23 protein-coding genes are annotated in these 26,301 nt (G+C 64.4%); 11 read left to right on the top strand and 12 right to left on the bottom strand.

All coding sequences use genetic code 11. The features are described 5' to 3' along the window. Nucleotides 1–109: 109 nt before the first annotated feature. Both ACF8ML_RS06155 and ACF8ML_RS06150 read right to left on the bottom strand, forming a co-directional pair. The gene (locus ACF8ML_RS06155) at nucleotides 110–1,576 is read right to left on the bottom strand and encodes a hypothetical protein (protein WP_392406151.1); all 1,467 of its coding nucleotides are present in this window, start codon (nucleotides 1,574–1,576) and stop codon (nucleotides 110–112) included. An 86-nt stretch (nucleotides 1,577–1,662) separates the two neighbouring features. Beyond that, nucleotides 1,663–2,109, bottom strand: coding sequence for a hypothetical protein (locus ACF8ML_RS06150; protein WP_392406153.1), 447 nt, complete (start codon nucleotides 2,107–2,109; stop codon nucleotides 1,663–1,665). A 529-nt stretch (nucleotides 2,110–2,638) separates the two neighbouring features. On the opposite strand from ACF8ML_RS06150, the gene ACF8ML_RS06145 reads away from it, so the two are divergent. Both ACF8ML_RS06145 and ACF8ML_RS06140 read left to right on the top strand, forming a co-directional pair. Beyond that, nucleotides 2,639–3,478 carry a 2OG-Fe(II) oxygenase family protein gene (locus tag ACF8ML_RS06145; protein ID WP_392406155.1) on the top strand — a complete coding sequence of 280 codons (840 nt, stop codon included), beginning with the start codon at nucleotides 2,639–2,641 and terminating at the stop codon, nucleotides 3,476–3,478. Further along, on the top strand, nucleotides 3,478–4,083 hold the full coding sequence (locus ACF8ML_RS06140) for a LysE/ArgO family amino acid transporter (RefSeq protein WP_392406156.1): 606 nt from the start codon (nucleotides 3,478–3,480) through the stop codon (nucleotides 4,081–4,083). Before ACF8ML_RS06145 ends, ACF8ML_RS06140 begins: the two co-directional genes overlap by 1 nt. A 42-nt stretch (nucleotides 4,084–4,125) precedes the next feature. Here ACF8ML_RS06140 and ACF8ML_RS06135 read toward each other — a convergent pair whose 3' ends face one another. Beyond that, the gene (locus ACF8ML_RS06135) at nucleotides 4,126–5,061 is read right to left on the bottom strand and encodes a LysR family transcriptional regulator (RefSeq protein WP_012205000.1); all 936 of its coding nucleotides are present in this window, start codon (nucleotides 5,059–5,061) and stop codon (nucleotides 4,126–4,128) included. 132 nt (nucleotides 5,062–5,193) lie between these two features. Between ACF8ML_RS06135 and ACF8ML_RS06130 the strand changes: the two genes are divergently transcribed. The 3 genes from ACF8ML_RS06130 (at nucleotide 5,194) to ACF8ML_RS06120 (ending at nucleotide 8,314) form a co-directional block, all read left to right on the top strand. Beyond that, nucleotides 5,194–6,162 carry an alpha/beta fold hydrolase gene (locus ACF8ML_RS06130; RefSeq protein WP_392406158.1) on the top strand — a complete coding sequence of 323 codons (969 nt, stop codon included), beginning with the start codon at nucleotides 5,194–5,196 and terminating at the stop codon, nucleotides 6,160–6,162. Nucleotides 6,163–6,219: 57 nt separating this feature from the next. Further along, nucleotides 6,220–7,224, top strand: a complete 1,005-nt coding sequence (locus tag ACF8ML_RS06125) for a tripartite tricarboxylate transporter substrate binding protein BugE (RefSeq protein ID WP_392406159.1) — start codon at nucleotides 6,220–6,222, stop codon at nucleotides 7,222–7,224. Nucleotides 7,225–7,399: 175 nt separating this feature from the next. Next, a complete protein-coding gene (locus ACF8ML_RS06120) occupies nucleotides 7,400–8,314 on the top strand; it encodes a LysR family transcriptional regulator (protein ID WP_016448094.1) in 915 nt (304 codons plus the stop codon). 35 nt (nucleotides 8,315–8,349) lie between these two features. Here ACF8ML_RS06120 and ACF8ML_RS06115 read toward each other — a convergent pair whose 3' ends face one another. The 6 genes from ACF8ML_RS06115 to ACF8ML_RS06090 all read right to left on the bottom strand — a co-directional run bounded on the left by ACF8ML_RS06115 (nucleotide 8,350) and on the right by ACF8ML_RS06090 (nucleotide 17,186). Then, nucleotides 8,350–9,327, bottom strand: coding sequence for a Bug family tripartite tricarboxylate transporter substrate binding protein (locus ACF8ML_RS06115; protein WP_392406160.1), 978 nt, complete (start codon nucleotides 9,325–9,327; stop codon nucleotides 8,350–8,352). Between the two features lie 33 nt (nucleotides 9,328–9,360). Further along, on the bottom strand, nucleotides 9,361–10,866 hold the full coding sequence (locus ACF8ML_RS06110) for an acyl-CoA synthetase (protein WP_061287604.1): 1,506 nt from the start codon (nucleotides 10,864–10,866) through the stop codon (nucleotides 9,361–9,363). Beyond that, complete coding sequence (locus tag ACF8ML_RS06105; RefSeq protein WP_392406161.1) at nucleotides 10,863–11,768, bottom strand: SDR family oxidoreductase; 906 nt, start codon at nucleotides 11,766–11,768, stop codon at nucleotides 10,863–10,865. The genes ACF8ML_RS06110 and ACF8ML_RS06105 overlap by 4 nt, the downstream gene beginning before the upstream one ends. Nucleotides 11,769–12,229: 461 nt before the next feature. Continuing rightward, nucleotides 12,230–13,666 carry a c-type cytochrome gene (locus ACF8ML_RS06100; RefSeq protein ID WP_392406665.1) on the bottom strand — a complete coding sequence of 479 codons (1,437 nt, stop codon included), beginning with the start codon at nucleotides 13,664–13,666 and terminating at the stop codon, nucleotides 12,230–12,232. A gap of 5 nt (nucleotides 13,667–13,671) precedes the next feature. Beyond that, nucleotides 13,672–14,268 carry a (2Fe-2S)-binding protein gene (locus tag ACF8ML_RS06095; protein WP_046988347.1) on the bottom strand — a complete coding sequence of 199 codons (597 nt, stop codon included), beginning with the start codon at nucleotides 14,266–14,268 and terminating at the stop codon, nucleotides 13,672–13,674. Next, nucleotides 14,265–17,186, bottom strand: a complete 2,922-nt coding sequence (locus ACF8ML_RS06090) for a xanthine dehydrogenase family protein molybdopterin-binding subunit (RefSeq protein WP_392406664.1) — start codon at nucleotides 17,184–17,186, stop codon at nucleotides 14,265–14,267. Before ACF8ML_RS06090 ends, ACF8ML_RS06095 begins: the two co-directional genes overlap by 4 nt. A 433-nt stretch (nucleotides 17,187–17,619) precedes the next feature. On the opposite strand from ACF8ML_RS06090, the gene ACF8ML_RS06085 reads away from it, so the two are divergent. The 5 genes from ACF8ML_RS06085 (at nucleotide 17,620) to ACF8ML_RS06065 (ending at nucleotide 21,856) form a co-directional block, all read left to right on the top strand. Further along, a complete protein-coding gene (locus ACF8ML_RS06085; protein WP_016448088.1) occupies nucleotides 17,620–18,666 on the top strand; it encodes a methionine ABC transporter ATP-binding protein in 1,047 nt (348 codons plus the stop codon). Nucleotides 18,667–18,669: 3 nt separating this feature from the next. Then, entirely contained in the window at nucleotides 18,670–19,335 is a 666-nt protein-coding gene (locus ACF8ML_RS06080; RefSeq protein WP_012205011.1) for a methionine ABC transporter permease, read from the top strand. Nucleotides 19,336–19,414: 79 nt separating this feature from the next. Further along, nucleotides 19,415–20,224, top strand: a complete 810-nt coding sequence (locus ACF8ML_RS06075; RefSeq protein WP_012205012.1) for a MetQ/NlpA family ABC transporter substrate-binding protein — start codon at nucleotides 19,415–19,417, stop codon at nucleotides 20,222–20,224. A 4-nt stretch (nucleotides 20,225–20,228) separates the two neighbouring features. Further along, nucleotides 20,229–20,759: a cupin domain-containing protein gene (locus tag ACF8ML_RS06070; RefSeq protein ID WP_017404667.1), complete on the top strand. Its 531-nt coding sequence runs from the start codon at nucleotides 20,229–20,231 to the stop codon at nucleotides 20,757–20,759. Next, nucleotides 20,756–21,856 (top strand): DUF6817 domain-containing protein, encoded by a 1,101-nt coding sequence (locus tag ACF8ML_RS06065; protein ID WP_017404668.1) that lies wholly within the window; start codon nucleotides 20,756–20,758, stop codon nucleotides 21,854–21,856. The genes ACF8ML_RS06070 and ACF8ML_RS06065 overlap by 4 nt, the downstream gene beginning before the upstream one ends. A 59-nt stretch (nucleotides 21,857–21,915) precedes the next feature. Here ACF8ML_RS06065 and ACF8ML_RS06060 read toward each other — a convergent pair whose 3' ends face one another. Continuing rightward, a complete protein-coding gene (locus ACF8ML_RS06060; protein ID WP_017404669.1) occupies nucleotides 21,916–22,959 on the bottom strand; it encodes a bile acid:sodium symporter family protein in 1,044 nt (347 codons plus the stop codon). A 118-nt stretch (nucleotides 22,960–23,077) separates the two neighbouring features. Between ACF8ML_RS06060 and ACF8ML_RS06055 the strand changes: the two genes are divergently transcribed. After that, nucleotides 23,078–23,992, top strand: a complete 915-nt coding sequence (locus ACF8ML_RS06055) for a LysR family transcriptional regulator (protein WP_046985485.1) — start codon at nucleotides 23,078–23,080, stop codon at nucleotides 23,990–23,992. Here the strand turns inward: ACF8ML_RS06055 and ACF8ML_RS06050 are convergent. Both ACF8ML_RS06050 and ACF8ML_RS06045 read right to left on the bottom strand, forming a co-directional pair. Next, on the bottom strand, nucleotides 23,967–25,304 hold the full coding sequence (locus ACF8ML_RS06050; RefSeq protein ID WP_392406661.1) for a D-tagatose-bisphosphate aldolase, class II, non-catalytic subunit: 1,338 nt from the start codon (nucleotides 25,302–25,304) through the stop codon (nucleotides 23,967–23,969). The genes ACF8ML_RS06055 and ACF8ML_RS06050 overlap by 26 nt on opposite strands. Before the next feature lie 4 nt (nucleotides 25,305–25,308). Beyond that, nucleotides 25,309–26,277 carry a sugar kinase gene (locus tag ACF8ML_RS06045; protein WP_392406659.1) on the bottom strand — a complete coding sequence of 323 codons (969 nt, stop codon included), beginning with the start codon at nucleotides 26,275–26,277 and terminating at the stop codon, nucleotides 25,309–25,311. Nucleotides 26,278–26,301 lie beyond the last annotated feature (24 nt).

The following is a 26,301-nucleotide window of genomic DNA, read 5'->3' as shown; positions in this document are numbered from 1 at the left end:
GAACGTTGTTATTTTGTGTAATATTTTTGAAAATTCAATAAATTTGATTAAAGAAAATAAGTTATTTAATTAAATTCTTCCTGTTTGTGGTGATGAATATTAGTTTGTTTTAAATTTTTGATTCTTGCTCAAGTGCAAATCGGCTCAAAAAATCAAAGCATTCTTGTTTAATTACTTCGGCGCCTGTTTGACTTTTTAGCGTTAGCTTCTTGGACACATCAATACGTTCAATAAAGCTCTGGCGTTGATCAAAACACATATTTGCAACGTCACCCAAGAACAATGAGTTATCGCGGCTGGCTAAAAGCAGGAGCTCAAACTCTTGAATTCCAATAAAAAATATATCTTTATCTTGAATATGAGTATCGTCAATTTTGTGCTCATCCCCTGCTAAAGCTGTGAAATGAACACCATGACCAATTTTATAGCTACGCTCTGTGATGACGAATCCTATTCTTCGCTTATTTAATGGTTTTCTTTTGAATTTAAAAATTTTATAATCATCAATATTTTGGGCTGTAGCCTTTATTTGTTTATATCCTTTTACGACTTGATTAAATAAATGACTAGATAAACGCTTGGAATTTTCAAGGCTGAATATATTTTTATCATATTTCTTATGTTTTATTTCTATGATATAAAAATAATTTTCATCTTCTGCTATAAGATCAGCATTAACAGAAGATTTAGGAAGATCTATTTTTACTTTATCATTTCCGAAATTGCTTAGTATTATATTTTTACAGTAATCTTCAAAATTTTTTCCAAAAACTTCGGAGAAATTATCCAGTTCAATTGACAGTTTTTCGTAGAAATAATTGGATATTTTTCTTTGCCATAATAATGAATCGACAGAAAAAATGAATTTCTCATTGATTTCTATTATTGGATAATTTTCAAGCCACGGAGATTCAGTTGATTCAAAAGTATTTTCCTCTAAGTTTATACTTGCTAAATATTTTATCAAGGCCTCATCGTAAGGTAGATTGGCGTCCAATCCATTTCCTGCTAATTCTTTCCATGTAAAAGTCAAATCTTCAATAATTGAAATTAATACTGCATGCAGATCTGTACTTATCGCTTTGGCAACTGTTATGGAGTTTTGGTGATTTATTCTGAATTGATAAAGAAGCGTAAAAAGCAGCTTTAACTCGGTGATTGATATTTTGTAGCGTGATAATATATGCTTTCTTATTAAATTATCTTCGCTAAGTGAATTGATAAAGCTTGGGAAAAAGAAAACGTCTGGTTGATAATTTTTCTGCCAAATTATCTGGGTATCAAACATATTTCTTAGAAAGTGGTGGATGTTATCTAGGTTGGACTCACTTTTCCATATAATCTGACTCCATTGGTCTATTTTGTTTTTGTTGCAATATATGCCTCTGTAAAAATCTTGTTTCTTATCGGTAGAAATAAATTTCCATTTTATTATCAGATAAATAACCCATTTTGCTTTGCAATCTTTTGAATTAATCATCTCAATGCATTCTTGCAATACACTATTTAGTGAATATCTTTTCATTTCTCTTATTATTTGGCGTTTATTGAAATTTAATGTATTTTGAAAATGCATTTATATATTCCTTAATATGTGATTTGATGCTTGAGTTCTCTGTATATACTTGGATTTTTCAAATAAAGTCGGTGTAGTAATAGGTCTCACCCAAACAACCCCCCCTCATCCAACAACTCAAACGCCACCCCCGGCGTCCTCTCCATCCCCCGCCGAATCGCCGCAGGAATCGCCTGCCGCGTCTTGCTGCACAGCCCGCGCATGGGCAGGACCTCGATCTGTATGCCGCGCACGGTGCGCACTTCGCTGGCGCCGGGCTCGACGCGCACGCGGATGCCAAGCTGCTCATACATGCGCTGCTCCACATGGCGCAGGTCCTGCAGGCTGGTGATCTGCTCCAGCCGGTGTAGCAGGCGTTTTTCCTCTTCCCTGGTGAGTCGCAGGATGCGCTGGTCGGCCATGGAGTCGGCGAGCAGGGCATCGTGCTCACAGATGCAGACGCCCGGAGGGCAGGGGACTCGGATCGGAATCTGAACGGGAAAGCTCATCGATGCCCAGGGAAGATCCGCCCCGGCCGGGACGGTGCAGGCCATGCTAGTTCAAGGCTGCAGCGGGGCCAAGGGGAAAGTCCTGGGCAGAGGCTGCAGCCGCCACGATGCCAATGACAACCATAGTTCAGGCAGGCGTGCTTGATCAGCAAGGCAGAAATTCCGGTTCACGGATGAATTTTCGAGTGAAGTGCTTTGCTTGGGCACCCAGCATCGCACCTGGATTTGCCGCTTGCCGGCAAGGAAATGAGGCTTTCGCACTTCCCGTCTAACGACGATGGAGGCGGCGCTGGCAAGTTCAAATGCCCTTTGTGTTTATGGGATACAGACTGTGCGAGAGAGCGATAAGTTGCGAATTTCTTGACCGATCAGACTCTCGATGCCTTTGTCTTCAGGGGGGAGTTGGGTTGATTGCTAAAAACCAGAATTTTCCTAAGACGAAACTATGGAAAAAGAAATGCGCGGCAACTAGTATCTGCAATGGAGGGCGGGCTTCTGAAGAATTGTAATGATATTTGCCGCACGTTCGGTTCAACTGAACGCTTAATTTTTGGAATCAGCTGGGAGTGTTGTGATGAATGAAATTGGAATTAGGCCAAATCTAGCCGTTGGGAAAATTGGTACTTTGGAAAGTGTGGTTCAAAGAATCATCAAAGATGGTTATTGTAAGTTTTCGGTCGATGATGATTTGTATAACCTTGTCCTTGAATTTGCTGAGTCTGTGCGTAGTTCCGATTTCGAGTATAAATTGTCTCATTCCGATCAGAAACACAGCGATGGATTTATGGGGATTGGTAGCGAATTTTCCAACATCAATAGCTATGCTGATATTTGTGAGAGATTTTGTTATTGGTATTCAAGGAGTGAGGTAAACAAGAAAAATGGCGTGACTGATGCAATGGTCTACAAATTGGCCGAGCAGTTGGAGAATAGGATGAGCAGGCTTGCAGATTGTATTTTGGATGAGATATTCTCTAGATTCGACATGGATGATAAACCATCTGGGCGATGTTATTCATATTTGCAGGCATGTCTTTACTATAAAGACAATGCAGTCAATGGTAGGGATTATGCTCAAGAGCCGCATGAGGATGGCCACTTTCTTACATTCATAACAGCTAACTCAAAGGGGCTTTCCTTGCATAATGGGAAAGTAATGGAGCAAGTAAATTTTGCAGATGGAGAATTTATTGTGATGGCCGGCTCGGCACTATCGATTTTGTCAGACCATGCGATCAAATCGATATATCATTCTGTGGACAATCAATTGGAAATGAATAGAACTTCAGTGGTCTATTTTCTTAATCCGGATTTGAATAAAAATTATTCAAGTTTCTACAAAAGAAGATTGATGAATTTCTCGCAGCATATTCAGGAAAATCATATATCATTTGGTAATGCAGAGATAAATTGATGGATGAGGATACTTTCTTTCTCGGTATAGCTTTCGGTCTGGGAATCATCAGTATTCCCAGCCCAAAAGATATCTTCTTCATCAAGATGTGCGTCTTGCGAAGAGGTCTTCTCTCGATGGCATTTGTCGCGGTTGCCTCTGATGCATTTCTGATTGCGGCGGGGGCGTTGCTGTTTGGGATGACCAGCGGAATCTCTGCTGTGGGTATGAGCATCAGGGTGTTGGCAGTATTTTATATTGTGTATTTGTTTCTCTCGATTGATCGCAAAGGCCTTTCCGTGGATGCGGTGGGTAGTGATCGTCTCAGGGGTGATTTTCTACGCATGGGGGAGTTGTCTCTTGCAAACCCCTATTCGTGGATTGACACGGTAGTCTTTCTAGGAGGGATGGCCGCCGTATCGACACATCCGGTGAGCTTCATTTCGGGGGCCATCGTGGCATCAGTTATCTGGTTTGTGGCGTTGATGTTTGTCTTTGGCTGGCTTCTGTCAGAGTCGATGAGAGAAAGTGTTTATAAATATCTACCAATGTTTGCAAAGATAATATTGCCGATTATCTTAATTTTTCTGGTTATTGAGATTTACTCAATATTGAAAGAGTCTTGATGCCGCCTGTTTGCTTGCTGCTATTGGTGGTGGCGATGCTATTCAAGATTTCTGACTCCTCCCATAAAGATTCTCCAACCCCGCCCACACCCTGCGCGTGAGCGGCTTGCTCTGCGCCGCAGGCCGGCGGTACAGCCGCACGTTGATGGGCACGTCCTTGTCGGGCCCGGCCGCGCGGGCCAGGCGGCCCTCGGTCAGGTCGGCTTTGACGAGGGTGAGCGGCAGCCAGGCCAGGCCCAGGCCCTGGTGGACCATGGCGTGCAGGGAGTCGGCGAGGTCGGCCTCGTAGACGGTGCGCAGGCGCGTGGTGTCGCACAGTTCGTGCAGGTGGCTGCGCAGGATCTTGCCCAGGGACATGCTTTGCGCATAGTCCAGGTAGGGCACCAGCGGGCCGCCGCCGTGGGCGGGCAGGGCGTATTTGGGCAGTTGCGGGACCAGGGGGATGCTGACGGGGATCAGCGTGTCCTGGCCCACGGGCAGCCAGGCCAGGTGGTGGCCCTGAAGGCTGCCTTCGATGGCGGGCTGGGCGTGGCACATGAGCAGGTCCACCTTGCCTTGCAGCAGCATTTCCACGCCGTAGTCCAGGCTGGTGGTGACCACTTTCCAGCACAGCTGGGGCATGGCCTGGTTGAGGGCGGTGATGATGCCCGGCAGGACGGTGTGCGACAGCGTGCGGCCGGCCGCGATGGTGATGGTTTCATCGCGCGTGCGGTGCGGGCGCTGCAGCAGGCCATGGGTCTGCTCCAGGATGCCCAGCACTTCATGGGCCGAGGCCAGCAGCGTCTTGCCGGCGGCCGTGAGCGTGGTGGATTGGTGGCCGCGCTCGACCAGGGGCGTGCCCGCCCATTCCTCCAGCGCGCGGATGCGGCGGCCGAAGGCAGGGTGGGTGATGTGGCGGCGCTCGGCGGCCTTGTAGAGGCTGCCGGTGTCGGCCAGGGCCTGCAGGTCCTGCAGCAGTTTGAGGTTGAGTTCGTGCATGGGTAGGGTGGGCGCAGAGCTGTGCTGATCCGGCACAGCCCCGCCGCAATCGGCACAGCACCAAGGCGGGGCATGCCTAGCATGGCGGCATGCGAGAGAAGCCCTGTTATGCCTGAAGTTTGCCTCAGGAAGATGCAAAGCCATTTCATTGGCGGTGCGCAGCGCACGGTGCGGGATCTGCCGATCCAGCACAGGGAAGTGGTGCGCAACGGCGGCGAGCGGCCGCTGGACATGAATGGCAGCTACGCCGTAGGCCAGATGTACGCCATGGAGTACCGGCTGGCGCATCCGCGCAGCCCTCTGCCCGTGCTGCTGTGGCACGGCGGCGGCATGACCGGGGCGCAGTGGGAGTCCACGCCCGATGGCCGCCAGGGCTGGCTGTGGCGGCTGCTGGAGGCCGGCCATGACGTGGTGGTCTGCGATGCCGTGGAGCGCGGCCGCGCGGGCTGGGCGATGTTCCCCGAGATCTATGCCGAGGCACCCGTGTTCCGCAGTGCCGAGGAGGCGTGGCAGCTGTTTCGCATAGGCCATGGCGCGCCTTCGGGCGACGGTGTGGGCGAGCCCTTCGTTGGCCAGCGGTTTCCGCACGAGAATTTTGGTGCCCTGGTGCGGCAGATGGTGCCGCGCTGGCTGGGGCATGAGGCCATGGCCATGGCGGCCTATGACGCGCTGCTGGAGCAGTTCGGCCCTTGCGTGGTGATGGGCCACAGCCAGGGCGGTGGCTTTGCCGCGCATGCGGCCATCCGCAAGCCGCACCTGGTGCGCGCCGTGGTGGGCGTCGAGCCTACGGGCATGCCGGTGGTGCAAGAAGGGCAGCAGGGGCAACAGGGGCAGGAGGGGGCGGATGCCTTCGCGCCTGCCTCGGCCATCCCGCATCTGGCGGTGTGGGGCGACCATTTCGCGCACAGCCCGCAGTGGCAGAAGTACCGCGCGCAGACCGATGTGTATTGGCAACTGCTGCGCCGCCTGGGCGGCCGTGCCGAGGTGCTGGACCTGCCGGCCGCAGGCATTACCGGCAATTCGCATTTCTGCATGCTGGACACCAATGGCGACGAGGTGCTGGGCCGGGTGCTGGCCTGGCTGGAGCGCCTGGGCCGATGACTTGCCAGTGACTGGCCGGTGCTGGTCCCGAAGAATTTCAACGAGGAGAAAAATCTCATGCAACGCCGCAATTTCATGATCCGCAGCCTGTCTGCAACCACGGCGGCCCTGGCCCTGGGCGCGCTGGCGCCCGCGCAGTCGGCCCTGGCGGCCGATGCCGGCTGGCCCACGGCCGAGCCCATCCGCCTGATCGTGCCGTTTCCGCCCGGCGGCACGGCCGATGTGGTGAACCGCCTGTTCGCGCAGCAGCTGGGCAAGGTGCTGGGCGCCTCGGTGATCGTGGAGAACAAGGCCGGTGCCGGTGGCTCGCTGGGCACGCGCTTCGTGGCCGATGCCAAGCCGGACGGCTATACGCTGCTGGGCGCCACGTCCAGCACGCACGGCACGAATCCGGCCGTCTACACCAAGCTGCCCTATGACGCGGTGAAGGATTTCACGCCCATCACCCAGGTGATCACGGTGCCGGGCGTGCTCAGCGTGCATCCCTCGGTCAAGGCGGCCAATCTGAAGGAGCTGATCGCGCTGGCCAAGGCGCAGCCGGGCCATCTGTCGTATGCGTCCTCGGGCGCGGGCGGCCTGGGCCATCTGGCCATGGAGCTGTTCAAGGCCAAGGCGGGCGTGCAGATCATGCATGTGCCCTACCGTGGCGCGGGCCCGGCCTTCACCGATCTGATCGGCGGCCAGGTGTCCATGCTGTGGGAGCCGCTGCCGGCTTCGCTGCCGCACATCAAGTCCGGAAAGATCCGCCCGCTGGCCGTGGCCACGGCCCAGCGCAGCAGCGAGCTGCCCGATGTGCCGACCTTTGCAGAGTCCGGCGTGCCCGGCTATGCCGTGCAGGCCTGGAACGGCCTGCTGGCGCCCAAGGGCCTGCCCAAGGACATCCGCGACAAGCTGCACAAGGCCAGCGTGCAGGCCCTGGCCGATCCGCAACTGCGCCAGCGCCTGGCGGAGCTGGGCGGCACGGTGGTGGCCAATACGCCGGAGCAGTTCGGCGCGGTGATGCTCAAGGATGTGACGACCTGGAAGCAGGTGGCCTCTTCGTCGCAGATCAGCCTGGACTGATGCGGCGGGCACCGGGGAAAGCCCTGTGTTCCGGCGCCCACGGGTGGCGGGGCCAGGCGTCGTGACGGTGCCATAGTCCGGGGGTGGCGGTCCGGGCGCGTTGCCTGCGGCCGCGCACAAGGCCGCAAACAAGGCCGCGAACAAGGCGGCCCGCCTGACCTGCCGCTCTCAAGCCATGGACATCAACCTCATCCGCAATTTCGTAGAGATCGTGGACGCGCGCAGCCTCAGCGCTGCGGCGCGCAAGCGCGACATCACGCGCTCCAAGGTGAGCAAGGAGCTCAAGGCGCTGGAGACGGCGCTGGGCGTGACCCTGCTGCACCGCACGACGCGCAGCTTTTTGCTGACGGCGGCGGGCGAGGTGCTGTACGAGCATGGGCGCAGCATCATCCAGGAGGTGGAGGCGGCGCAGGGCGCCATCGACGCGCTGCAGCATGTGGTGACGGGCTCGGTGCGGCTGAGCATTCCCACGGGCCTGGGCGAGCTGTACCTGGCCGACATGCTGCTGGCCTTCCAGAAACGGCACCCGCAGGTGCGCATCCGCGTGCTGTTCTCCAACCGGGTGAGCGATCCCATGAGCGCCCAGGTGGATGTGGCCGTGCGCGTGGCGCGCGACGTGCAGGAACACCTGGTGGCGCGCGACCTGGGGCCGGTGGGCTTTGGCCTGTATGCCAGCAGCGCCTATGCCAAGGCGCGGCCGTTCCACGACCCTGCCGAGATTCCCCACGGCGTGCTGCTGACGCCGCCCGGCGACGGCAAGACCTATGCCGTCTCGGTGAAAAAGGGGCAGCAGGAGATTGCGCTCAAGTGCGAGCCCTGCATCACCAGCGAGCATTTCCCCTTCCTCAAGCAGTCCATGCTCCGGGGCAGCGGCGTGGCCACCTTGCCCAACTACATGGTGATGGACGAGCTGCGATCGGGCGCCGTGCAGCGCGTGTGCCCGGACTGGACGGTGTCCGGCCTGGGCGACAGGCTGTACATCATCACTGCCGAGGACCGTCGGCCCTCGCATGCCGTCAAGGTGATGACCGAGTTCCTCAGGGCCAGCCTGCTGCGCTTCGTGGAGCAGGCCGAGGTGTCCGGCCCTTAGGTCCTTAGGCCCTTAGTTCATCACCTTTTCGGTCTTCAGTTCTCCAGCGCAATCGCGTTGTCCGCGATCACCTTGCGCCACATCTGGCCGTCTGCGGCCAGGAAGTCGTCGAGCTGGGCCTGGGTCTGGGGCTTTCTGGCGGCCAGGGTCTGGTTGCCCAGGGCACTGGCGAATTCCGGGTTGAGCATGACCTTGTTGATGGCGGCCTGCAGGGTGTTGCGCGCGTCCGCGGGCGTGCCTGCGGGCACGGCAATGCCGAACCAGGTGGAGGCCCTGAAGCCGGGCACGCCCGATTCGGCAATGGTGGGCGTCTGCGGCAGGAACTGCGAGCGCTCCGGCCCGGTGGTGGCAATGGCCACCAGCTTGCCGGCCTTGATGTGGGGCAGGGAGGTGCCGGCCACGTCCACCATGAGCTGGGTGTCGTTGGCCATGAGGGCGGTGAGGGCCGGGGCGCTGCCGTTGAAGGGAATGTGGGTGGCGGCCACGTCCAGGCGGGACTTGATCAGCTCGGTGGTCAGCTGCAGCGGGTTGCCCAGGCCGACCGAGCTGTAGTTGAGCTTGCCCGCGTGGGCCTTGGAGTAGGCCTTGAGGTCGGCCACGTTTTTGATGCCGGTCTGGCTGTTGGTGACCAGCACCAGCGGGGCCTCGGCCAGGATGTTGGTGAGCTTCAGCTCCCGGTCGGGGTTGTAGCTGAGCTTCTTGTAGAGCAGGGGGTTGAGGACCATGCTGGCATTGCTGGCCAGCAGCAGGGTGTAGCCGTCGGCCGGCGAGCGCGCCACGGCCGAGGCGGCAATCATGGTGTTGGCGCCCGGCCGGTTCTCCACGACCACGGACTGCTTGAGCTCCGTGGACAGGTGCGTGGCCAGGGTGCGGGCCAGCACGTCGACCGAGCCGCCCGGCGCATACGGGGCGATGAGCTTGATGGGCTTGCTGGGGTAGTCGGACTGGGCGAACCCGGGGGCTGCGGCTGCGGTGGCCGCAGCGGCAAGCAGCAATGCGATGGCCTTGTTCATGCGTTGTCTCCTTCTCTTTCGGTGTTGGCGGGTTCAGATCTTGCGCTGCGTCGCGCCCCAGTGGGCGTCGCGCAGCTTTCTTTTGGCGATCTTTCCGTTGTCGTCGCGGGGCAGGCGCTGGAAGACGAAGCTGCGCGGCAGCTTGTAGGCCGCCAGCCGGCCGCGCAGCCATTCTTTCAGTTCCGCCTCGGGCAGTGTGCCTGACTGGCCGGGCTCGACCAGGGCCAGCAGCCGTTCGCCGTACTCGGCATCGGGCACGCCGATGACGGCGCAGTCTGCTATGCCGGGGTGCCTGAGCAGCTCGTTCTCTATCTCGGCCGGGTAGATGTTCACGCCGCCGGAGATCACCATGTCCGAGTCGCGGTCGCAGACGTAGAGAAAGCCTTCCTCGTCCAGGTAGCCCATGTCGCCCAGGGTGATCAGGCCGCCCTGGTCCATCTTGCGGCGGGCCTCATCGTTGCCCTTGTAGGTGAAGTCGGCATAGGCGGGCTGGCGCACGTAGATCAGGCCGACCTCGCCCGTGGGCAGCGCCTGGCCCTGCCTGTCGAGGATGCGGACCTCGGCGTCCTGCAGCGGCAGGCCCGCGCTGCCCGGGTGGGTGAGGGCGTCGGCCGAGCCGATGAAGGTGACCAGGCCCGACTCGCTGGAGGCATAGGTCTCGTTGATGATGGGCCCCATCCACTCGATCATGGCCTTCTTGACCTCGGGCGCGCAGGGCGAGCCGGTGGAGGCGATGAAGCGCAGCGAGGAGATGTCGTAGCGCTCGCGCACCTCGCGCGGCAGCCTGAGCAGGCGCACGTACATGATGGGCACCATGTAGGCGGTGTCGATGCGGTGCTCCTGCACCAGCTGCAGGAAGCGCTCGGGGTCGAAGCGCTGCTCCAGCACCACCAGCTCGCTGAGCATGAGCGCGTTCTGGAAGTACAGGCTGGGCGCGCTGTGGTAGATGGGCGCGGTCAGCAGGGTGCGCGCGCCGGGCTGCAGGCCGTAGGCGGTGGCGATCAGCGCCTGGTTCACGGCCAGGCGCCGGGGCAGTTCTTCCACGGGAAACGCCTTGCGCAGCACGCCCTTGGGGCGGCCCGTGGTGCCCGATGTATAGGCCATGTGGCCGCGCGGCGCGACCAGCGGGCCGTCGTAAGGAGCCTGGGCGGCCAGCCAGGTTTCGTAGTCCTGCTCCGGCTCGCGTGCGTGGGCGACGCGCCGGGGCAGGTCCGCATAGAGTTCGCCCTTGAGGCCGTCGAGCAGGTCCTGGCTGGTGATGAGGGCGCGGGCGCCGCTGTCGGCCAGGATGTAGTCGATCTCCGTGGCCGTGAAATGCCAGTTGACGGGGCAGTAGTAGATGCCCGCAATGCGGCAGGCATGGACCACGTCGGCGTATTCGATGCCGTTGCGCAGGAAGACGGCCAGCACGTCGCCTTCGGCCAGGCCCAGGCTGCGCAGGCCCTGGGCCAGCTGGCGGCCGCGCTGCTGCTGGGCGGCGCCGGTCAGCGTGCGCTGTTCGAAGACCAGGGTGGAATGGGGCGTGGCGGCGGTGCTCATGTGGGCGTGGCCTCCTGCTCCCCATCGTTGACGTTGGGCTGGTTGGCGGCCTTGGCCATCTGCCGGGCGCGCGCCCAGTCGGCATCGTCCCAGGCCTGGTATTCGGTGAAGTAGGCGCCGTTGGCCAGGGCGTCGCCGCCGTCCAGCGTGATGGTCTGGCCGTTGAGCCAGGTGTTGCCCGGGGCCAGGATGAAGGCGGCCATGTTGCCGATGTCCTCGCCCGTGCCCAGGCGGCGCGTGGGGTTGTCCAGGCGGCGGCGGTCGGCCGAGTTCTCGTTGCCGTCGATCCTGGGGCGCAGGCGCTGGCTGGCGCCCTGGGTGGGAATCACGCCCGGTGCAATCGCGTTGAACCGTATGCGCTTGGGACCCCATTCCACGGCCAGCGATTTGGTCATGGCGTCCAGCCCGGCCTTGGACATGGCCGAGGGCACGACAAAGGGCGAACCCGTGTCCACCCAGGTGACGACGATGGACAGCACCGAGCCCGGCAGCCCTTCGGCAATCCAGCGGCGGCCCACGGCCTGGGTGACGTAGAAGGTGCCCCGGAAGACGATGTCCGATATGGCATGGAAGCCGTTGATGCTCAGGTCCTCGGTGCGGCTGACGAAGTTGCCGGCCGCGTTGTTGACCAGGCCGGTCAGCGGGCCGTGTTCGGCCCAGATGCGGTCGATGACGGTGTGCACGGCCTCGGGCTGGCGAATGTCGAGTTCATGCGCAAAGGCCTGCGCGCCCGTGTCGTTGCTCAGCATCTCGCAGGCCTGCTGCACCACGGAATGCCGCCGGCCGCACAGGTGCAGCTCGGCACCCAGCTCCGCCAGCTTGGCCGCCATGGCCAGGCCCAGCCCCGTGCCGCCCCCGGTGATCAGGACGCGCTGGCCCTGGAATAGATTGGCTTCGAACATGCTTGTCTCCTTTTGCTTTCACTCTAGGGAGACAGGGGCGGCTGGCAAAGGAGGGTGGTGGAACGCGGTTGGTTCCGTGGTGGAAACAATGGGCTTGTGTTTTGGGGCTGTTCCCCCGGCTTGTCAGCTAGTGCAGGGATGCTTATGGCCATCTGCCGGGTGGCTATTTTTCGAGGCCGGGTCTCGGCCCGGCAGCCGACTGCCCTTTCTTGATTCGCCAAGAAAGGTCAGATCAAAGAAGGCGACCCGGATGTCCGCGACCCTCCGCTTCGCTGCGGGCAACCTGCGTCGTGGCGGTTGCGGGGTTCGCCGTGAAACTCGTTGCGCGCTGCGCGCTTCACTCAAACATCACGGCGAGTCAGATGACGAAGCAAGCCTGTCCTTCGGCAGGCTTGCAACCCCGCAACCGCCACGCCGCAGGCGCGGGCATACGGGTTGGGCTCCGTAGAACAGCCGGTGTTTCACGGCGCAGCCTTGTGCCCTGACTTTCCGGCTGCGCTGCGCAGGTCGGCCACCTGGGCGGCCGTCACGTCGGCGGGCTGGCCGCCCAGGGTGGCGCGGGTGTAGTTGGCCAGGGCAGCGACTTCGCCATCGGTCAGCTCCTGCATGAAGCCGGGCATGCCGGGCAGGGGCGTGGGGCCCTGCTGGGTGGCCGGGTGCTTGGGCAGGCCGACGAGGATGGCCAGCACCAGGTTGCGGGCGTCGGCCTGGCGCACGGTGCTGTTGCCCTTGAGCGGGGGCATGGTGAGGCTGCGGCCCAGGCCCTCGCTGCCGTGGCAGCTGGCGCACAGCGCCATGTAGTGGCCCCGGCCCGCGTCCAGCGTGCCCGCGCCGTTGCCGGTGCCGGAATCTGGGGGCGCGGCGGCCGGCAGGGGCTGGGGCGCGGGCGGGTTGTCGCCCAGCAGGAAGGTGGACAGCGCCGTCATGTCCTCGGCCGTGAGGTACCGGGTGCTCTTGGCGATGACCTCGTGCATTTCATCGAAGGCGCTGCCGTGGGCCGAGAAGCCCGTCTGCAGGAACTGGGCCATGCCCTCGCGCGTCCAGCCGCGTGCGGCCAGGGCTTCGGCGGTGATGCCGGGGGCCGTGAACAGCGACAGCGTGCCGCCCTGCAGCCAGCGGTCCTTCTGCATCTGGCCGAACATGCCGCGCGGCGTGTGGCATTCGGCGCAGTGGCCCATGACATTGCCCAGGTACTGCCCGCGCAGCCAGGCTGGGCTCTGGCCCTGCGAGCCCACGGGCAGGGGCGCGCTGGACAGGAGCAGCGTCTTCCAGCCGAACATGAGCACGCGCAGGTTGAAGGGGAAGGGCAGGGCGGGCTTGGTGTTGGGCTGGGCCACGGGCCGGATGTTCATCAGGTAGCCGTAGATCAGGTCCGAGTCTTCGCGGCTCATCAGGTGGTAGGAGGCATAGGGCATGGCCGGGTAGAGCTGGCGCCCGCCCGGCGCCGTGCCGCGCGTGACGGCGGCGTGGAATTCCTCGGCCGTCCAGCGGCCTATGCCGTGGTCGGGGTCGGGAGTGATGTTGGTGCCGTAGAGGGTGCCGAAGGGCGTGGGCAGGGGCTTGCCGCCCGCAAAGGGCTGGCCTTCCCGGGCGCCACCTATGCCACCCACCCCGTCATGGCAGGCCATGCAGTCGGCGGCGCGCGCCAGGTACAGGCCCTGGGCCAGCTGCTGGGGGCTGCGGTGCACGGCCTGCGGCTCGCGCTGGGGCACATGGGGCCGGTTGCCCCAGACAGCGGCAATGGCAAACAGCACGGCCAGCAGCAGGAGGACGAGCAGCAGCCCGCGCCAGCGGCGCCTGGGCCTGCGCGGTGGCGGGGGGCGGGCACCGCTGTAGTCGGCAGGTGGCGCGGCGGTGGCGGCGGTGGGGGTGGCTGCGCTGGGGTCGGCGGCGGACATGGCGCTCATCCTTTCAAGGTCAGCCCGGGCGTGTTCAGGACCAGGTCCTTCACGGCCGCGTAGTAGCGCACATAGCCGGTGCAGCGGCACAGGTGGGGCTGCAGCGCCTCGCCCACGACCTGTTCCACATCGGCCGCGCGGATGGGCGCCTTGGCCAGGCGCTCGACCAGCACCGTGGCCGCGATGACGAAGCCCGGCGTGCAGTAGCCGCACTGGAAGCTGAAATGCTCCAGGTACTTCTGCTGCACGGGGCTGATGGCGATGACCTTGCGCGGCTGGCCCGAGGTACCCGAGGCGCCCGGGGCTGATGGGGGCGCGGTGTCCGCGCCGGCCGGGTCGGCAATGCCTTCGATGGTGCGGACCTTGCGGCCCTGGAAGTAATGGGCGCCGGTGATGCAGGTGCGCATCTCGCGGCTGCCCTCGGGACCGTCCACGATGATGGTGCAGGCCCGGCATTCGCCGATGCCGCAGCCCAGGCGCGAGCCGGTGAGGTTCAGGTATTCGTGCAGGAAGTCGATCATGGGCATGCCTTCGGGCACGTCCATGGGGCCGACGGTCTGGCCGTTGACGGTCAGCGACAAGGGGCGCGGGACAAGGCTCATGGTGCGAGTGCCTCCCTGATCTTTTGCGGGGTCACGGGCAGGTCGTGGAAGCGCTTGCCAATGGCGTGGTGCAGTCCGTTGACGATGGCGGCGACGATGGGAATCATCACCACCTCGGCAATGCCCTTGGGTGGATCGGTGTCGGACAGCGGGGGCAGCAGCTCGGCCGTCTGCTTCCAGACCGCCACCTCGCTGCCGCGCGGCAGGTGGTAGCGGTGGAAGTTCCAGTTGCCGTCGCCGGGGCCGCCCTCGTACAGCGGCATGGTTTCGTACAGCGCATGGCCTATGCCCATGGCAATGCCGCCTTCGAGCTGGCCGTGCACCAGCTCGGGCACGATGGGCCGCCCGCACTCCATGATGGAGTGGTGGGCCAGCAGCTCGACCGCGCCCGTGCCCGTGTCCACGGCCAGCTCGACCAGGGCCGCATTGGCGCTGTAGTAGGTGACGCCCGCGTTGTTGCGCTGCATGGGCGGATAGAACAGGTTGCGCCGCGCAATCATGCGGTAGCCGGCGGCGCTGCGCCGCGCGGTGACAGAGGCCTCGACGGGCGTGGCCGCCTGCGGCGTGTCGGTGGGTTCAGGGGCCGGCGTGACGGCGCCGGCATCGGACGCGCTGCCCAGGCGCACGGCCAGCGCGTCCAGCGGCCGGCGCGCGCTGGTGCCCAGGATGTCGAAGTCGGCCTCGGCCCATTGCCAGCGGTTGAAGGTATGGCCCACGGCGCCCGTGACCAGCTGCATGGCATGGGCCTTCTGGGCCAGGGCCTGCAGGGACAGCGGCTGCATGCCGTTGGCCGTGAGCATGCCGTTGACCCAGCGCGCGTCCTCGCGGCGCACCACGTAGGGCGCCTTCTGGCCGCCGCCCGTGCCCTGGCTCCAGATGGCGACGGCGGCCGGCCACAGGCCGTGCTCGAAGACCACGCGCGCCGTCTCGCTGGTGGCGTGGCTGTAGTAGTAGGCCGAGTTGCTGGCGCTGGCCGGCGAGGCGTAGACCGGCGTCCACAGCGGCCGGGTGGCGAAGCGGTCCTGGTCGGCCTGGGGCATGGTGTAGTTGTCGCCCTCGGCCTTGAGCGGGAGCTCCGGCCAGTCCAGGCAGGCGGTCTGCAGCTCGTCGGCGGGCTTGCCGAACCATTGCACGCACAGCTGGGCCTGCGAGGTGCCCATGCCCGTGCCGATCTCGGTGCCCGAGTGGTGCAGCAGCACGCGGCCCTGGGGCGATATCTCGATGCGGGCGAAGGCCGCCTCGCCGCCCGTGCCGAAGTCCTTTTGCACGCAGGCAAAGCCCACGCCGTAGCGCTGGCCAGGGTGGCTGGCCTCGTAGGCGGTCTTGCGCTTGGCGCGCTCGGTCCACAGGGGATGGCGGCGGGCGCGCTCCAGCACCTCGTCGGCGCGCAGGGCGCCGGCGGCAATGGCGCCCTGGGTGTTCTTGGCGCCCGAGGTCAGCACGTTGCGCAGCCGCAGCTCGATGGGGTCGATCTGCAGCAGTTCGGCGATTTCGTCCACCATCATTTCGGTGGCCGCCATGCTCTGCAGCGTGCCGTAGCCGCGTGCCGAGCCCGCGTCCAGCGCGCGGCTGGCCAGGGCCACGGCGGTGATGTCGTTCTTGGGAAAGTAGTAGATGGACTGCGCCGCCGTGCCGCCGACCATGGCGACCGAGGGCGAGAAGTTGGCCCGGCCGCCGCCATTGGCCGTCATGTTGGCCACCAGGCTCTGGAAGAGGCCGGTCTTCCTGTCGATGGCCATGGTGTAGTCGATCTCGAAGGCATGGCGCTTGAGCGAGGACTGGAACTGCTCGAACCGGTCATTGGCCAGGCGCACGGGCTTGCCGTCCGCATACAGCGCGCAGACCAGGCCGTAGTAGGGCATGGGCGCGTGGTCCTTGGAGCCGTAGCCCACCGTGTAGCACGGGTGGACGAAGAGGTTCTTGAGCGGGAACCTGCTGGCCTGCACCATCTGCGCAGCCCATTCGGCCACCTCGTGCGGCGACTGCGTGGCCAGCACCATGTGCAGGCTTTGCGTGGCCGCGTCATACCAGCAGTTGGCGTTGTCGGGCTCCAGCGCGGCCGTGTCCACCGATTGCGTGGCGTAGTGGCGCTGCAGCACCAGCCAGTCGGCGGGCGGCGTGGCCAGCTCCTGGGCGATCTGCTCGGCCGCGCGCAGGCCGCGTGCCGTGACCGCGTCGGCCTTGGAGATCTGCGGCCAGACCAGCGGCTTGCGTTCGGCGGGGAACAGCGGGGCATCGCGCAGGCTGGAGAACACGTCGTCGTCAAAGGCCGTGGCACCGCCCTGGCGCACATAGCGGAACACGCCCCAGGGCGGACGGTCCAGCGCGCCCGTGATGCGGCCGTAGCGGATGACGCCGGCCGTGGCCTGCAGCCTTTCCTTGGCAAAGCGAAAGCGCGCGAAGTCGTGGTAGATGAGGATGGCCACGGCCTGGCCCAGGTAGGCGGGGGTCTTGCCTGCGGGCAGCAGCATGTCTTCGCCATAGAACTCGGGAAATGCCAGGCCGTCGCGCGCCAGGTCTTCGGCGGTGACCACGCGGTCGGGTGTCAGCTCGCCGTCCAGGGAAGACAGGTCCATGCCGTCGAACAGCCGGTCGGCCAGCGTGGTGCGCACGATGAAGGCATGGGATTGCTGCTGGGGCCAGTGCGGCATGTCGCGTGCGCGGATGTCGCGGGCGAAGACCTTGGCGCCCATGACCTTGGAGCGCCCATCGAGCCGCATGCGCGGCAGCTGCGTGGCCGGCTCGCGGGCCACGCTGCCGAGCACGCGGTCTTCAAAGAGGGCTGCATAGGCCTGGCTGGCCAGCGGCGCCACCCAGACGCTGACGCCTGCGATGCTGGCGGCCTGCAGAAAGCCGCGCCGCGACAAGGGAGCCGTGCCGGCCTGGCTGCCGGCGCCGGAGTGTTGTTCTGGGCGCATGGCGCTCTTCTCCTGTGGGGTTGAGCCCACTGTAGGAGGGCGCATGCCGCGCGGCCTGTCAGCAAAGGCTGCTTCTGGCGTCAGCGCGGCGGCAGCGGCGGGTGCCTGCCATCGTCAAAAGCAGGAGCGGGCCGGGGCCGCCAGGCCGCGACGGCAGCGTGCCGGCCGCACTGTCAATCAGACGCCGCCGCAAGAAGGGCCTTGCCGCAGTGCTCCGTGGCGCCGCGCATAGCCCGGCAGGGCCAGGGCGTGTCCACATTCAGGCATAGTTGAGGGTTGTGCAGAAAGTAGTGAAGTCCTGGGCATAACCGGAGCTTCTTATTACTTTATTTTTTTATAGTTTGCGTTTTTATACGCGCAACCTATATTTGCTCCCACTTCCCAACAATGCGCAGCGGCGTCCCCAGGCCGTCCTGCGCCGCGGCGTTTTTTCATGATCGAGATTCGGGATCTTTCCCTGACCTACAAGGGCCCCACCGGGCCCGTCCATGCCTTGCGGGGCATCAACCTGCAGATCGAGTCGGGCGAGGTGTTCGGCATCATCGGCCGCAGCGGCGCGGGCAAAAGCTCGCTGGTGCGCTGCCTGAACCTGCTCAACCGCCCGACCTCGGGCCAGGTGCTGGTGGGCGGCCGTGACCTGATGCAGCTCAGCGATGCCGAGCTGCGCACGGCGCGCCGCGACATCGGCATGGTGTTCCAGCATTTCAACCTGCTGTCCTCGCGCACGGTGTTCGACAACGCCGCGCTGCCGCTGGAGTTGGCGGGCATGTCGGCCGACGACATCAAGAAGCGCGTGGACCCGCTGCTGGACCTGGTGGGCCTGAGCGCGCTGCGCGACCGCTATCCGGCGCAGATCTCGGGCGGGCAAAAGCAGCGCGTGGGCATTGCGCGCGCGCTGGCCAGCCACCCCAAGGTGCTGCTGTCGGACGAAGCCACCTCGGCCCTGGACCCCGAGACCACGCGCTCCATCCTGGACCTGCTGCGCAAGGTCAACCGCGAACTGGGCCTGACCGTGGTGCTGATCACGCACCAGATGCAGGTGATCAAGCAGATCGCCGACCGCGTGGCCGTGATCGACGGCGGCGAGATTGCCGAGCTGGGCCCCGTGATCGACGTGTTCACGCGCCCGCAGCAGGCCATCACGCGCAGCCTGATCGACGAGATCGTTCCCCAGCAACTGCCCGAGTCGGTGGCCGTGCGCGTGAACGCGCTGGCCGCCCAGCTGGCGCCCGGCCAGCAAGGCCGGCTGCTGCGCCTGTCGTATGCGGGCGAGAGCGCCTACCAGCCCATCCTGTCGCACCTGATCCGCGAGCTGGGGCTGGACCTGTCCATCCTGCATGGCCAGATCGACGAGATCCAGGAGCAGACCTTCGGCTCGCTGGCCGTCTTCGCCAGCGGCGATGCGGCAAAGATCGATGCCGCCGTGGACCATCTGCGCGCCACCGGCGTGCAGGTGCAGATCGTTTCCACCAGGGATTGAGCGATGTTTGAGAATTTTTCGGAAATGATGCTGGAGCTGTTCGTCAGCTCGCTGTGGGAGACCATCATCATGGTCGGCGTCTCGGGCCTGGTGGGCGGCCTGATCGGCATTCCCCTGGGTGTGTTCCTGCGCCTGACCGACCACGGCGGCGTGCTGCAGAACGGCCCGGCCAACAAGATCGTGGGCTGGATCGTCAATGCCCTGCGCTCCACCCCCTTCATCATCCTTTTGGTCGCCATCATCCCGCTGACGCGTCTGATCACGGGCTCGTCCATCGGCACCTGGGCGGCCGTGGTGCCGTTGACCATTGCGGCAGCCCCCTTCGTGGCGCGCCTGGTGGAGACCGCGCTGCGCGAGGTGGACAACGGCCTGGTGGAAGCGGCCCAGTCCATGGGCGCCACCACGGGCCAGATCGTCTGGAAGATCCTGCTGCCCGAGGCGCTGCCCGGCATCGTGGCGGGCCTGACCATCAGCTTCGTGAGCCTGACCGGCTACTCGGCCATGGCCGGCGCCATTGGCGGCGGCGGCCTGGGCGACCTGGGCATCCGCTACGGCTACCAGCGCTTTTTGCCCGACGTGATGCTGGCCGTGGTCATCATCCTGATCTTCTTCGTGCAGGCCATCCAGAGCCTGGGCGACTGGGCGGTGCGCAGGTTGAGCCACCGCTGATCCACACACCCCGGCGGCCGGTGCGGCTGGCGTGGCCGGGGCGGCAAGCTGCCGCGAGATTGTCTGAAAGAGGGATTCCATGAAAAAGCGCGCATTGCTTCAATCGCTGGCCCTGGCTGCCGTCCTGCCCCTGGCGGGAATGGCCGCGCTGCCGGCCCATGCGGCCGACGGCTCGGTCACCATCGGCGTGACCTCGGGCCCGCATGCCCAGATCGCCGAGGTGGCCAGGAAAGTGGCCGAGAAGAACGGCCTGAAGGTGAAGCTGGTCGAGTTCGGCGACTTCATCCAGCCCAATGCGGCGCTGTCGCAGGGTGAGCTGGATGCCAACATCTACCAGCACCAGCCCTTCATGGACGCCCAGAACAAGGACCGCGGCTACAAGCTCGTGCCCGTGGCCCGTGCGGTCAACCAGCAGATGGGCGTGTACTCCAAGAAGATCAAAAGCCTGGCCGACCTCAAGAGCGGTGCGCGCGTGGGCATCCCCAACGACCCCACCAATGGCTCGCGTGCGCTGATGGTGCTGGCCGCGCAAAAGCTGATCGAACTGAAGACCGGCGCGGGCGCCCGTGCCTCGGTGCTGGACATCACGGCCAATCCGAAGAAGCTGAGGTTCGTCGAGCTGGAGGCCGCCCAGCTGGCGCGCTCGCTGGACGACCTGGACGCTGCCGCCGTCAACAGCAGCTACGCCGTGGCCGCAGGCCTGTCGCCGCAAAAGGATTCGCTGGCGCTGGAAGCCACGGACACGCCGTACGTGACCGTGCTGATCGCCACGCGCGCCGGCCATGAAAAGGACGCGGGCCTGCAGGCCTTCGTCAAGGCCTATCAGTCGCCCGAGGTGCGCCAGTTCATCGACACGCAGTTCAAGGGCGCCTACACGGCGGCCTGGTAAGAGCATGGGCAGCCTCGCATCCCACCGGGTTTCCGACGCGGACTTCGTGGCCGCCATCGGCGTGCAATGGCAGCACCGCCCGCTGGCGCCCGAGCCCGGCCTGGCCGCGCTGCTGGCGCAGGCCCAGCTGGACGACGGCGGCAAGGCCACCGTGGTCCAGGCCGTGGGCATGCTGGTGGTCGACGAATGCGTGGCCCATGGCTACCACAGCATGGACCTGGTCGTGCTGCACCCAGGCACGCCGGGCCTGGACGAGGCGCTGGAGCGCTTCGACAAGCCTCACACCCATGCCGATGACGAGGTGCGCTACATCCTCGAAGGCGAAGGCCTGTTCGGATTTTTTGATGCCCACGGCCAAGAGCGCGTGCTGCGCGTGCAGCCCGGCGACTACCTGCGCATACCGGCCGGCGTGGAGCACCGCTTCACGCTGACCGCCACGCGGCGCATCAAGGCGCTGCGCCTGTTCGCCGATACGGCGGGCTGGGTGGCGCAATATACCCAGCGGCCCGCCGCTGCCATGGAGGTGCCCGCATGAGCCTGCCTGTCCCGACACTGTTCCAGACACTTGACGATGCGCTGTTCACGCGCGCCCAGGACCTGCTGGACGAGGAATGGCTGCGCAGGGATGCCGACCTCGCCCCCGTGCTGCCCGTGGTGCTGGCGCGCGGCGTGGGCCAGGACTGGCACAAGGCCGGCACTTTCCGCCACCACCTGGCGGGCGTGGCGCGTTCGCTGGCGCTGTGGCGCCAGCCGCGCGACGTGCGCCTGCTGGGCCTGCTGCACAGCGTCTACGGCAACGCCTTCGTGGACCTGGTCAAGTTCGACGCGGGCAGCGAGCGCGGCCGCCTGCGCGAACTGGTGGGCGAGGGCGCCGAGCACCTGGTCTACCTGTTCTGCACCATGAGCCGCACGCAGTTCATGCAGAAGATCCTGGCCGGCGACCTGGCCGAAGACGGCTCCATGGCGCTGGAATCCGCCGGCCGCAGCCAGCGCCTGAGCGCCTATGAGGTGGCGGCCTTCACCATCGTGAGCATGGCCGATGCCATGGAGCAGTGGTTCAGCTGGCAGGAAGACATCTACTCGCAGTTTCCGCAGGTGCAGAACCAGCGGCAGCAGGGCGTGCACTGGGCGGCCTCGCTGTGGCCCGGTCCCATGCGGCCTGCCAGCCGCATGCTCAGCCAGATCAGCGACCTGGGCCGTGCGCTGCAGCACCCGGCGCTGCGCGCCCAGCTGCCGCTGCCGCCGGTGTTCGACCATTGCAGCCGGCAGCTGTCGCCTGGCGACGAGGCCGCTGCCGTGTCGCTGTACTGGTCGGTGATCCAGCTGGACCAGCCGCTGGTGGACCTGGACGCCGCCACGGCCGTGCTGGAAAGCGCCGTGCGCCTGAACCCCTGGGTGGGCGAGCCGCAAATGGTGCTGGCCCAGCTCTACCTGTCTGCCGGCCGCGCCGACGACGCCGCGCGCGCAGCCACCAGCGCGCTGCAGTGCTTCAGCGGCTGGGGCAATGCCTGGGACAAGCGCGTGCAGTGGGACGCCTGGATCGCCTGGACGCGCATCCTGCTGCAGTCGGCGCAGCAGGGAAGCTGGCCTGAACGGCTGGACAAGCTCAACAACCTGGCCCTGAAGGGCTGAGATGCAAAAAAGCCTGGCGCGAGAGCCAGGCTTTTTCGTTGTGGGAGCGCGCCAGTGCCTTATTTGGCCGGCGCCGTTCCGGCCTTGGCGGCCGGCGCAGCGCTGGCGGGCACGGCGCCATCCTCGATCGCCTCGGGGTGCATGGGCCGGCGTGCATAGCGCTGGGCCAGCACGGCGCAGACCATGAGCTGCAGCTGGTGGAAGATCATCAGCGGCAGCACGATGGCGCCCACGGCGCTGGACTCGAACAGCACCTTGGCCATGGGCACGCCGCTGACCAGGCTCTTCTTGGAGCCGCAGAACACCAGGGTGATCTCGTCCTCCTTGGAAAAGCCCAGGCGGCGCGCCGTCCACGACGTGATGACCAGCACCAGGGCCAGCAGGATGGACGACAGCAGCAGCAGGCCCAGCAGCGCAGGCAGGGGCGTCTGCTGCCACAGGCCGCTGATGACGGCGGCGCTGAAGGCCGTGTACACCACCAGCAGGATGGAGCCCTGGTCCACGAACTTCACGCGCTTGGCATGGCGCGAGATGAAGCCGCCGATCACGGGCCGCAGCAGATGGCCCAGCACAAAGGGCAGCAGCAGCTGCAGCGCGATCTTGCCGATGGCCTGCAGCGCGTCGCCCCCTTCGGCGCTCTTGTGCAGCAGCATGCTGACCAGGATGGGCGTGATCACGATGCCCATCAGCGTGGAGGCCGATGCGCTGCACACGGCAGCGGGCATGTTGCCGCGCGCCATGGCCGTGAAGGCGATGGCCGACTGCACCGTGGCCGGCAGCGTGCACAGGAAGAGCACGCCCATGTACATCTCGGGCGTGACCAGGGGCTCCAGCACGGGGCGCAGCGCCCAGCCCAGCAGGGGAAAGAGCACGAAGGTGGCCGCGAAGATGGTCAGGTGCAGGCGCCAGTGGCCTATGCCGGCAAAGATGGCCTCGCGCGAGAGCTTGGCGCCGTGCAGGAAGAACAGCAGGCTGACCATGAGCGTGGTCGCCACCTCCAGCCATTGCGAGACGGTGCCCGAGGCGGGCAGGAAGCTGGCCAGTGCCACGGTGGACAGCAGCATCAGCGTGAAATTGTCAGGGGCGAAGCGGGGGCGTGCCATGGGAAAACTCTCTCCAACTAACTATCGGTTCGTGCAGCCAGGCTGCAAGGCCCCGATTGGACGCCACGGCCATTGAAAAGAGAAATGGATTTATCTGATGGTTTTATAATTTTTCCGTATGAATATCAGCCTGCGCCAGCTGCGCGCCTTCCTGGCCGTGGCGGAAAGCCGCAACTTCAGCCGCGCCGGCGAGCTGATGGCGCTGACCCAGCCCGCCGTCAGCCGCAATGTCACCGAGCTGGAACAGGCCCTGGGCGTGCAGCTTTTGCACCGTACCACGCGCGAGGTGGAGCTGACCGACGCCGGCCGCCTGCTGCAGGGCCATGCCACGCGCGTGCTGGACGCGCTGGATGAATGCCTGCTCGAAGTCAGCGGCTTGGCCACCCAGCGCCTGGGCAAGGTGCGCGTGGCCAGCAGTCCCACGCTGTCGGCCCACCTGATGCCGCGCTGCATTGCGCGCTGCCGCGAGCAGGCGCCGGGCATCGAACTGCTGCTGCTGGACCGCATCCAGAGCGATGTGCTGCAAAGCGTGCGCAGCGGCGAGGTGGACTTCGGCGTGGTCATCGACCCGCAGGGCCGCGACGACCTGCACTGCGAAACCATACTCAGCGAGCCCTTTTGCCTGGTCTGCCCGGCCACGCACCGGCTGGCCCGCAAGCGCCAGGTGGCCTGGAGCGACCTGGCCGGCCAGCCGCTGGTACTGCTGGACCACGCCTCGGGCAGCCGCCGCCTGATCGACGCCGCACTGCAGGCCCACGACGCCGAGGCCGCCGTGGTCCAGGAAGTCGGCCACACCACCACCATCTTCTGCATGCTCCAGGCGGGCCTGGGCCTGAGCGTGGTGCCGGAACTGGCCGTGCCGCAGACATGGCGAATTCCCGCGAGTGGCGCCGCCCCCGACGCCCTTGCCAGCCGCCCCCTGCTGCCGCGCGTGCAGCGCGACATCATGCTGGTGCGCCGCCGCCAACGCGAACTGTCGCCCGTGGCGCAAAGCGTGTGGGATTTGATCAGGGGGGAGGCGGGGCAGCTGTGAGGCTCGCGTTGCAGGCTGCCGCATACGGCCGTATCGCCTCGCGCACGCGGTCCAGCACCAGTGCGTGGGGCGAGGGGGCCAGCCGCCCGGCGCGCACGGCCTGGTATTGGGCTGGGAGGAACTGGCTGAGCATGTTCTCGGGCAGGGTGCAGGCGGACAGGTTGTCCAGCAGCCGCACCACGGCGGCGTTCACCGTGGGGTCGGCCCAGTAGTAGCGGATGCGGTCGCTGTAGCTGTAGATGCGCAGCAGCCTTTGGGCGCCGGGATCGGGCTGCTCGCCGCGGTAGTAGCGCTCCCAGTTGGCGGGGCGGCCCAGCATGGCGGACTCCAGCACGGCAGGCAGGTGGGAGCGCTGGGGTGCGTCCACAAGCTGCTCCTCGATGGCGGCCAGCGCGAACAGCGCCTCGCGCAGCGCAAAAGTGGCGCCGGGCCCGACCTTGAGGATGGCAAAGCCGTCCTGCACCAGCTGGCGCAGGGCCTCGGGCCGCTGGTAGTCGGTGGAGTGGGCCTCGAAGACCAGTTGCGGATGCTGGCGCAGCAACTGCCGGAGGTCGGCTGCCCCGGCTGGCGCGTAGTCCACCACGCGCGTGTGATCGAACTCCACGCCCGGCTGCACCACCAGCGCGATGATGCGCGGCCAGACAGCGTCCAGCCCCTGCTGCGCGAAGACGTCGCGGTGCACCTGCAGCGTGCGCTGGGCGTCGGCGCGGGCAGTGACTTGCACATGCTCCAGCGCATGCGCGGCGCCGCCGGGCACGGGCACTTCGGTGCCGATCACGTAGGCCGGGCCGGGCGCGGGGCAGGTGCTGGCCTGCTCGGCCGCCTGGCAGAGCAGTGCGGCGCGGCGGGCCACGGTTTCGTCGTCCAGCGCCTGGGGGTCGTCTGCGCAGGCCATGCTGGCGTCCAGGTGCAGCTTCACGAAGCCGGCCGCCGCATAGGCGTGTACCAGGTCCTGCGCCAGTTCCATGGCCTCGGCGGCAGGCAGGTGTGTCCACGCCGTGGGGCCCAGGTGGTCGCCGCCCAGCAGCACGCGGTCTGGCGGCAGGCCGACGCGGTGGGCGATGGCCAGCACGAAGCGGCGGAAGTCGGCGGGCTGCATGCCGGTGTAGCCGCCGAACTGGTTGACCTGGTTGGCGGTGGCCTCCACGAGTAGCGGCGTGCCGTCGTCCAGCGCCTGGTGCATGGCCGCCTCGATGACCAGGGGATGGGCCGAGCAGATGGAGTAGATGCCGAGTGCGCCGTTCGCGCCGCCAGCAGCTGCTGGCGCCTGCCCGCAGCGTGACTGTGCCAGACGGGTGAGGTGGGTGAGCATGGTTTCAGCCCTCCATCACCGCATGCCGCAGGTGCTGCGGCTGTTGTGCCAGCAGCGCGTCGAGCCCCGCAAAGCCGGATGTGCCCTCCATCGGCCCCGTGCTGGCGACGGCCAGCGCGCCGGCCGCATTGGCGTAGCGCAGCGATTGCAGCGCGGTCTTGCCCAGGCGCCGGCAGGCGATGAAGGTGGCGCCAAAGCAGTCGCCCGCGCCCGTGGGGTCGGCCACGTCCACGGCAAGGGCGTCGAGGTCGATGCGCTCGTCGGCACTGAAGTAGCTGCAGCCGTCGGCGCCGCGCTTGACCACGATTTCGCGCACGCCGCGCGCAAAGATCTCGGCGATGGCGCCGGCCTCGTCGGCCGAGCGGGCCAGCTGCGTGACCTCGTGGCCACTGGGCAGGAAGATGTCGGTGAACTCCAGGATGTAGGCCAGGGCTTCGCGCATTTCGGGGATGCGCAGCATCTCCTTGCGCACGTTCGGGTCGAAGGACACGGTGCCGCCCTGGGCCTTGACGATTTCGATGGCCTTCTTCATGGCATCGATGATGCGAAACGAGAACAGCGACGAGCCCATGACGTGGAAATGCGCGCAGTCCTTGAGCACGGCCTGGTTGACCTGCTCGGGCTGCAGCTGTGCCGAGGCGCTGTTGGTGATGTTGAAGATGAAGTCGCGCTCGCCGCTGTCGCGGTAGGTGACGAAGGCGCTGCCCGTGACGGCGCCCTTGCACACGGCGATGGCGCTGGTGTCCACGCCGTCGCGGCGCAGGCGGTCGATGTTGAGCCAGCCGAAGTCATCATCGCCCACGCAGCCGATGATGGCGGCCGGATGCCCCAGCCGGGCCACCTGGTCGATGAAGATGGCGGGCGCCCCGCTGGCATAGGGCCCGGCCAGCGGCCCCGGCGCGCGAAAGCTCTGGCCTTTTCGCTCGGCCATGATTTCGACGAGGATCTCGCCCATGGTCATGATGGATTGCATGCTCTCCCTCCCTTTGGAATCAAA

Source organism: Delftia sp. WSY_10, from assembly GCF_043104705.1.
Taxonomy (GTDB): domain Bacteria; phylum Pseudomonadota; class Gammaproteobacteria; order Burkholderiales; family Burkholderiaceae_C; genus Comamonas; species Comamonas tsuruhatensis.
Note: the sequence above shows the minus strand (reverse complement) of the source record. Positions and strands in the feature narration are given on the sequence as shown.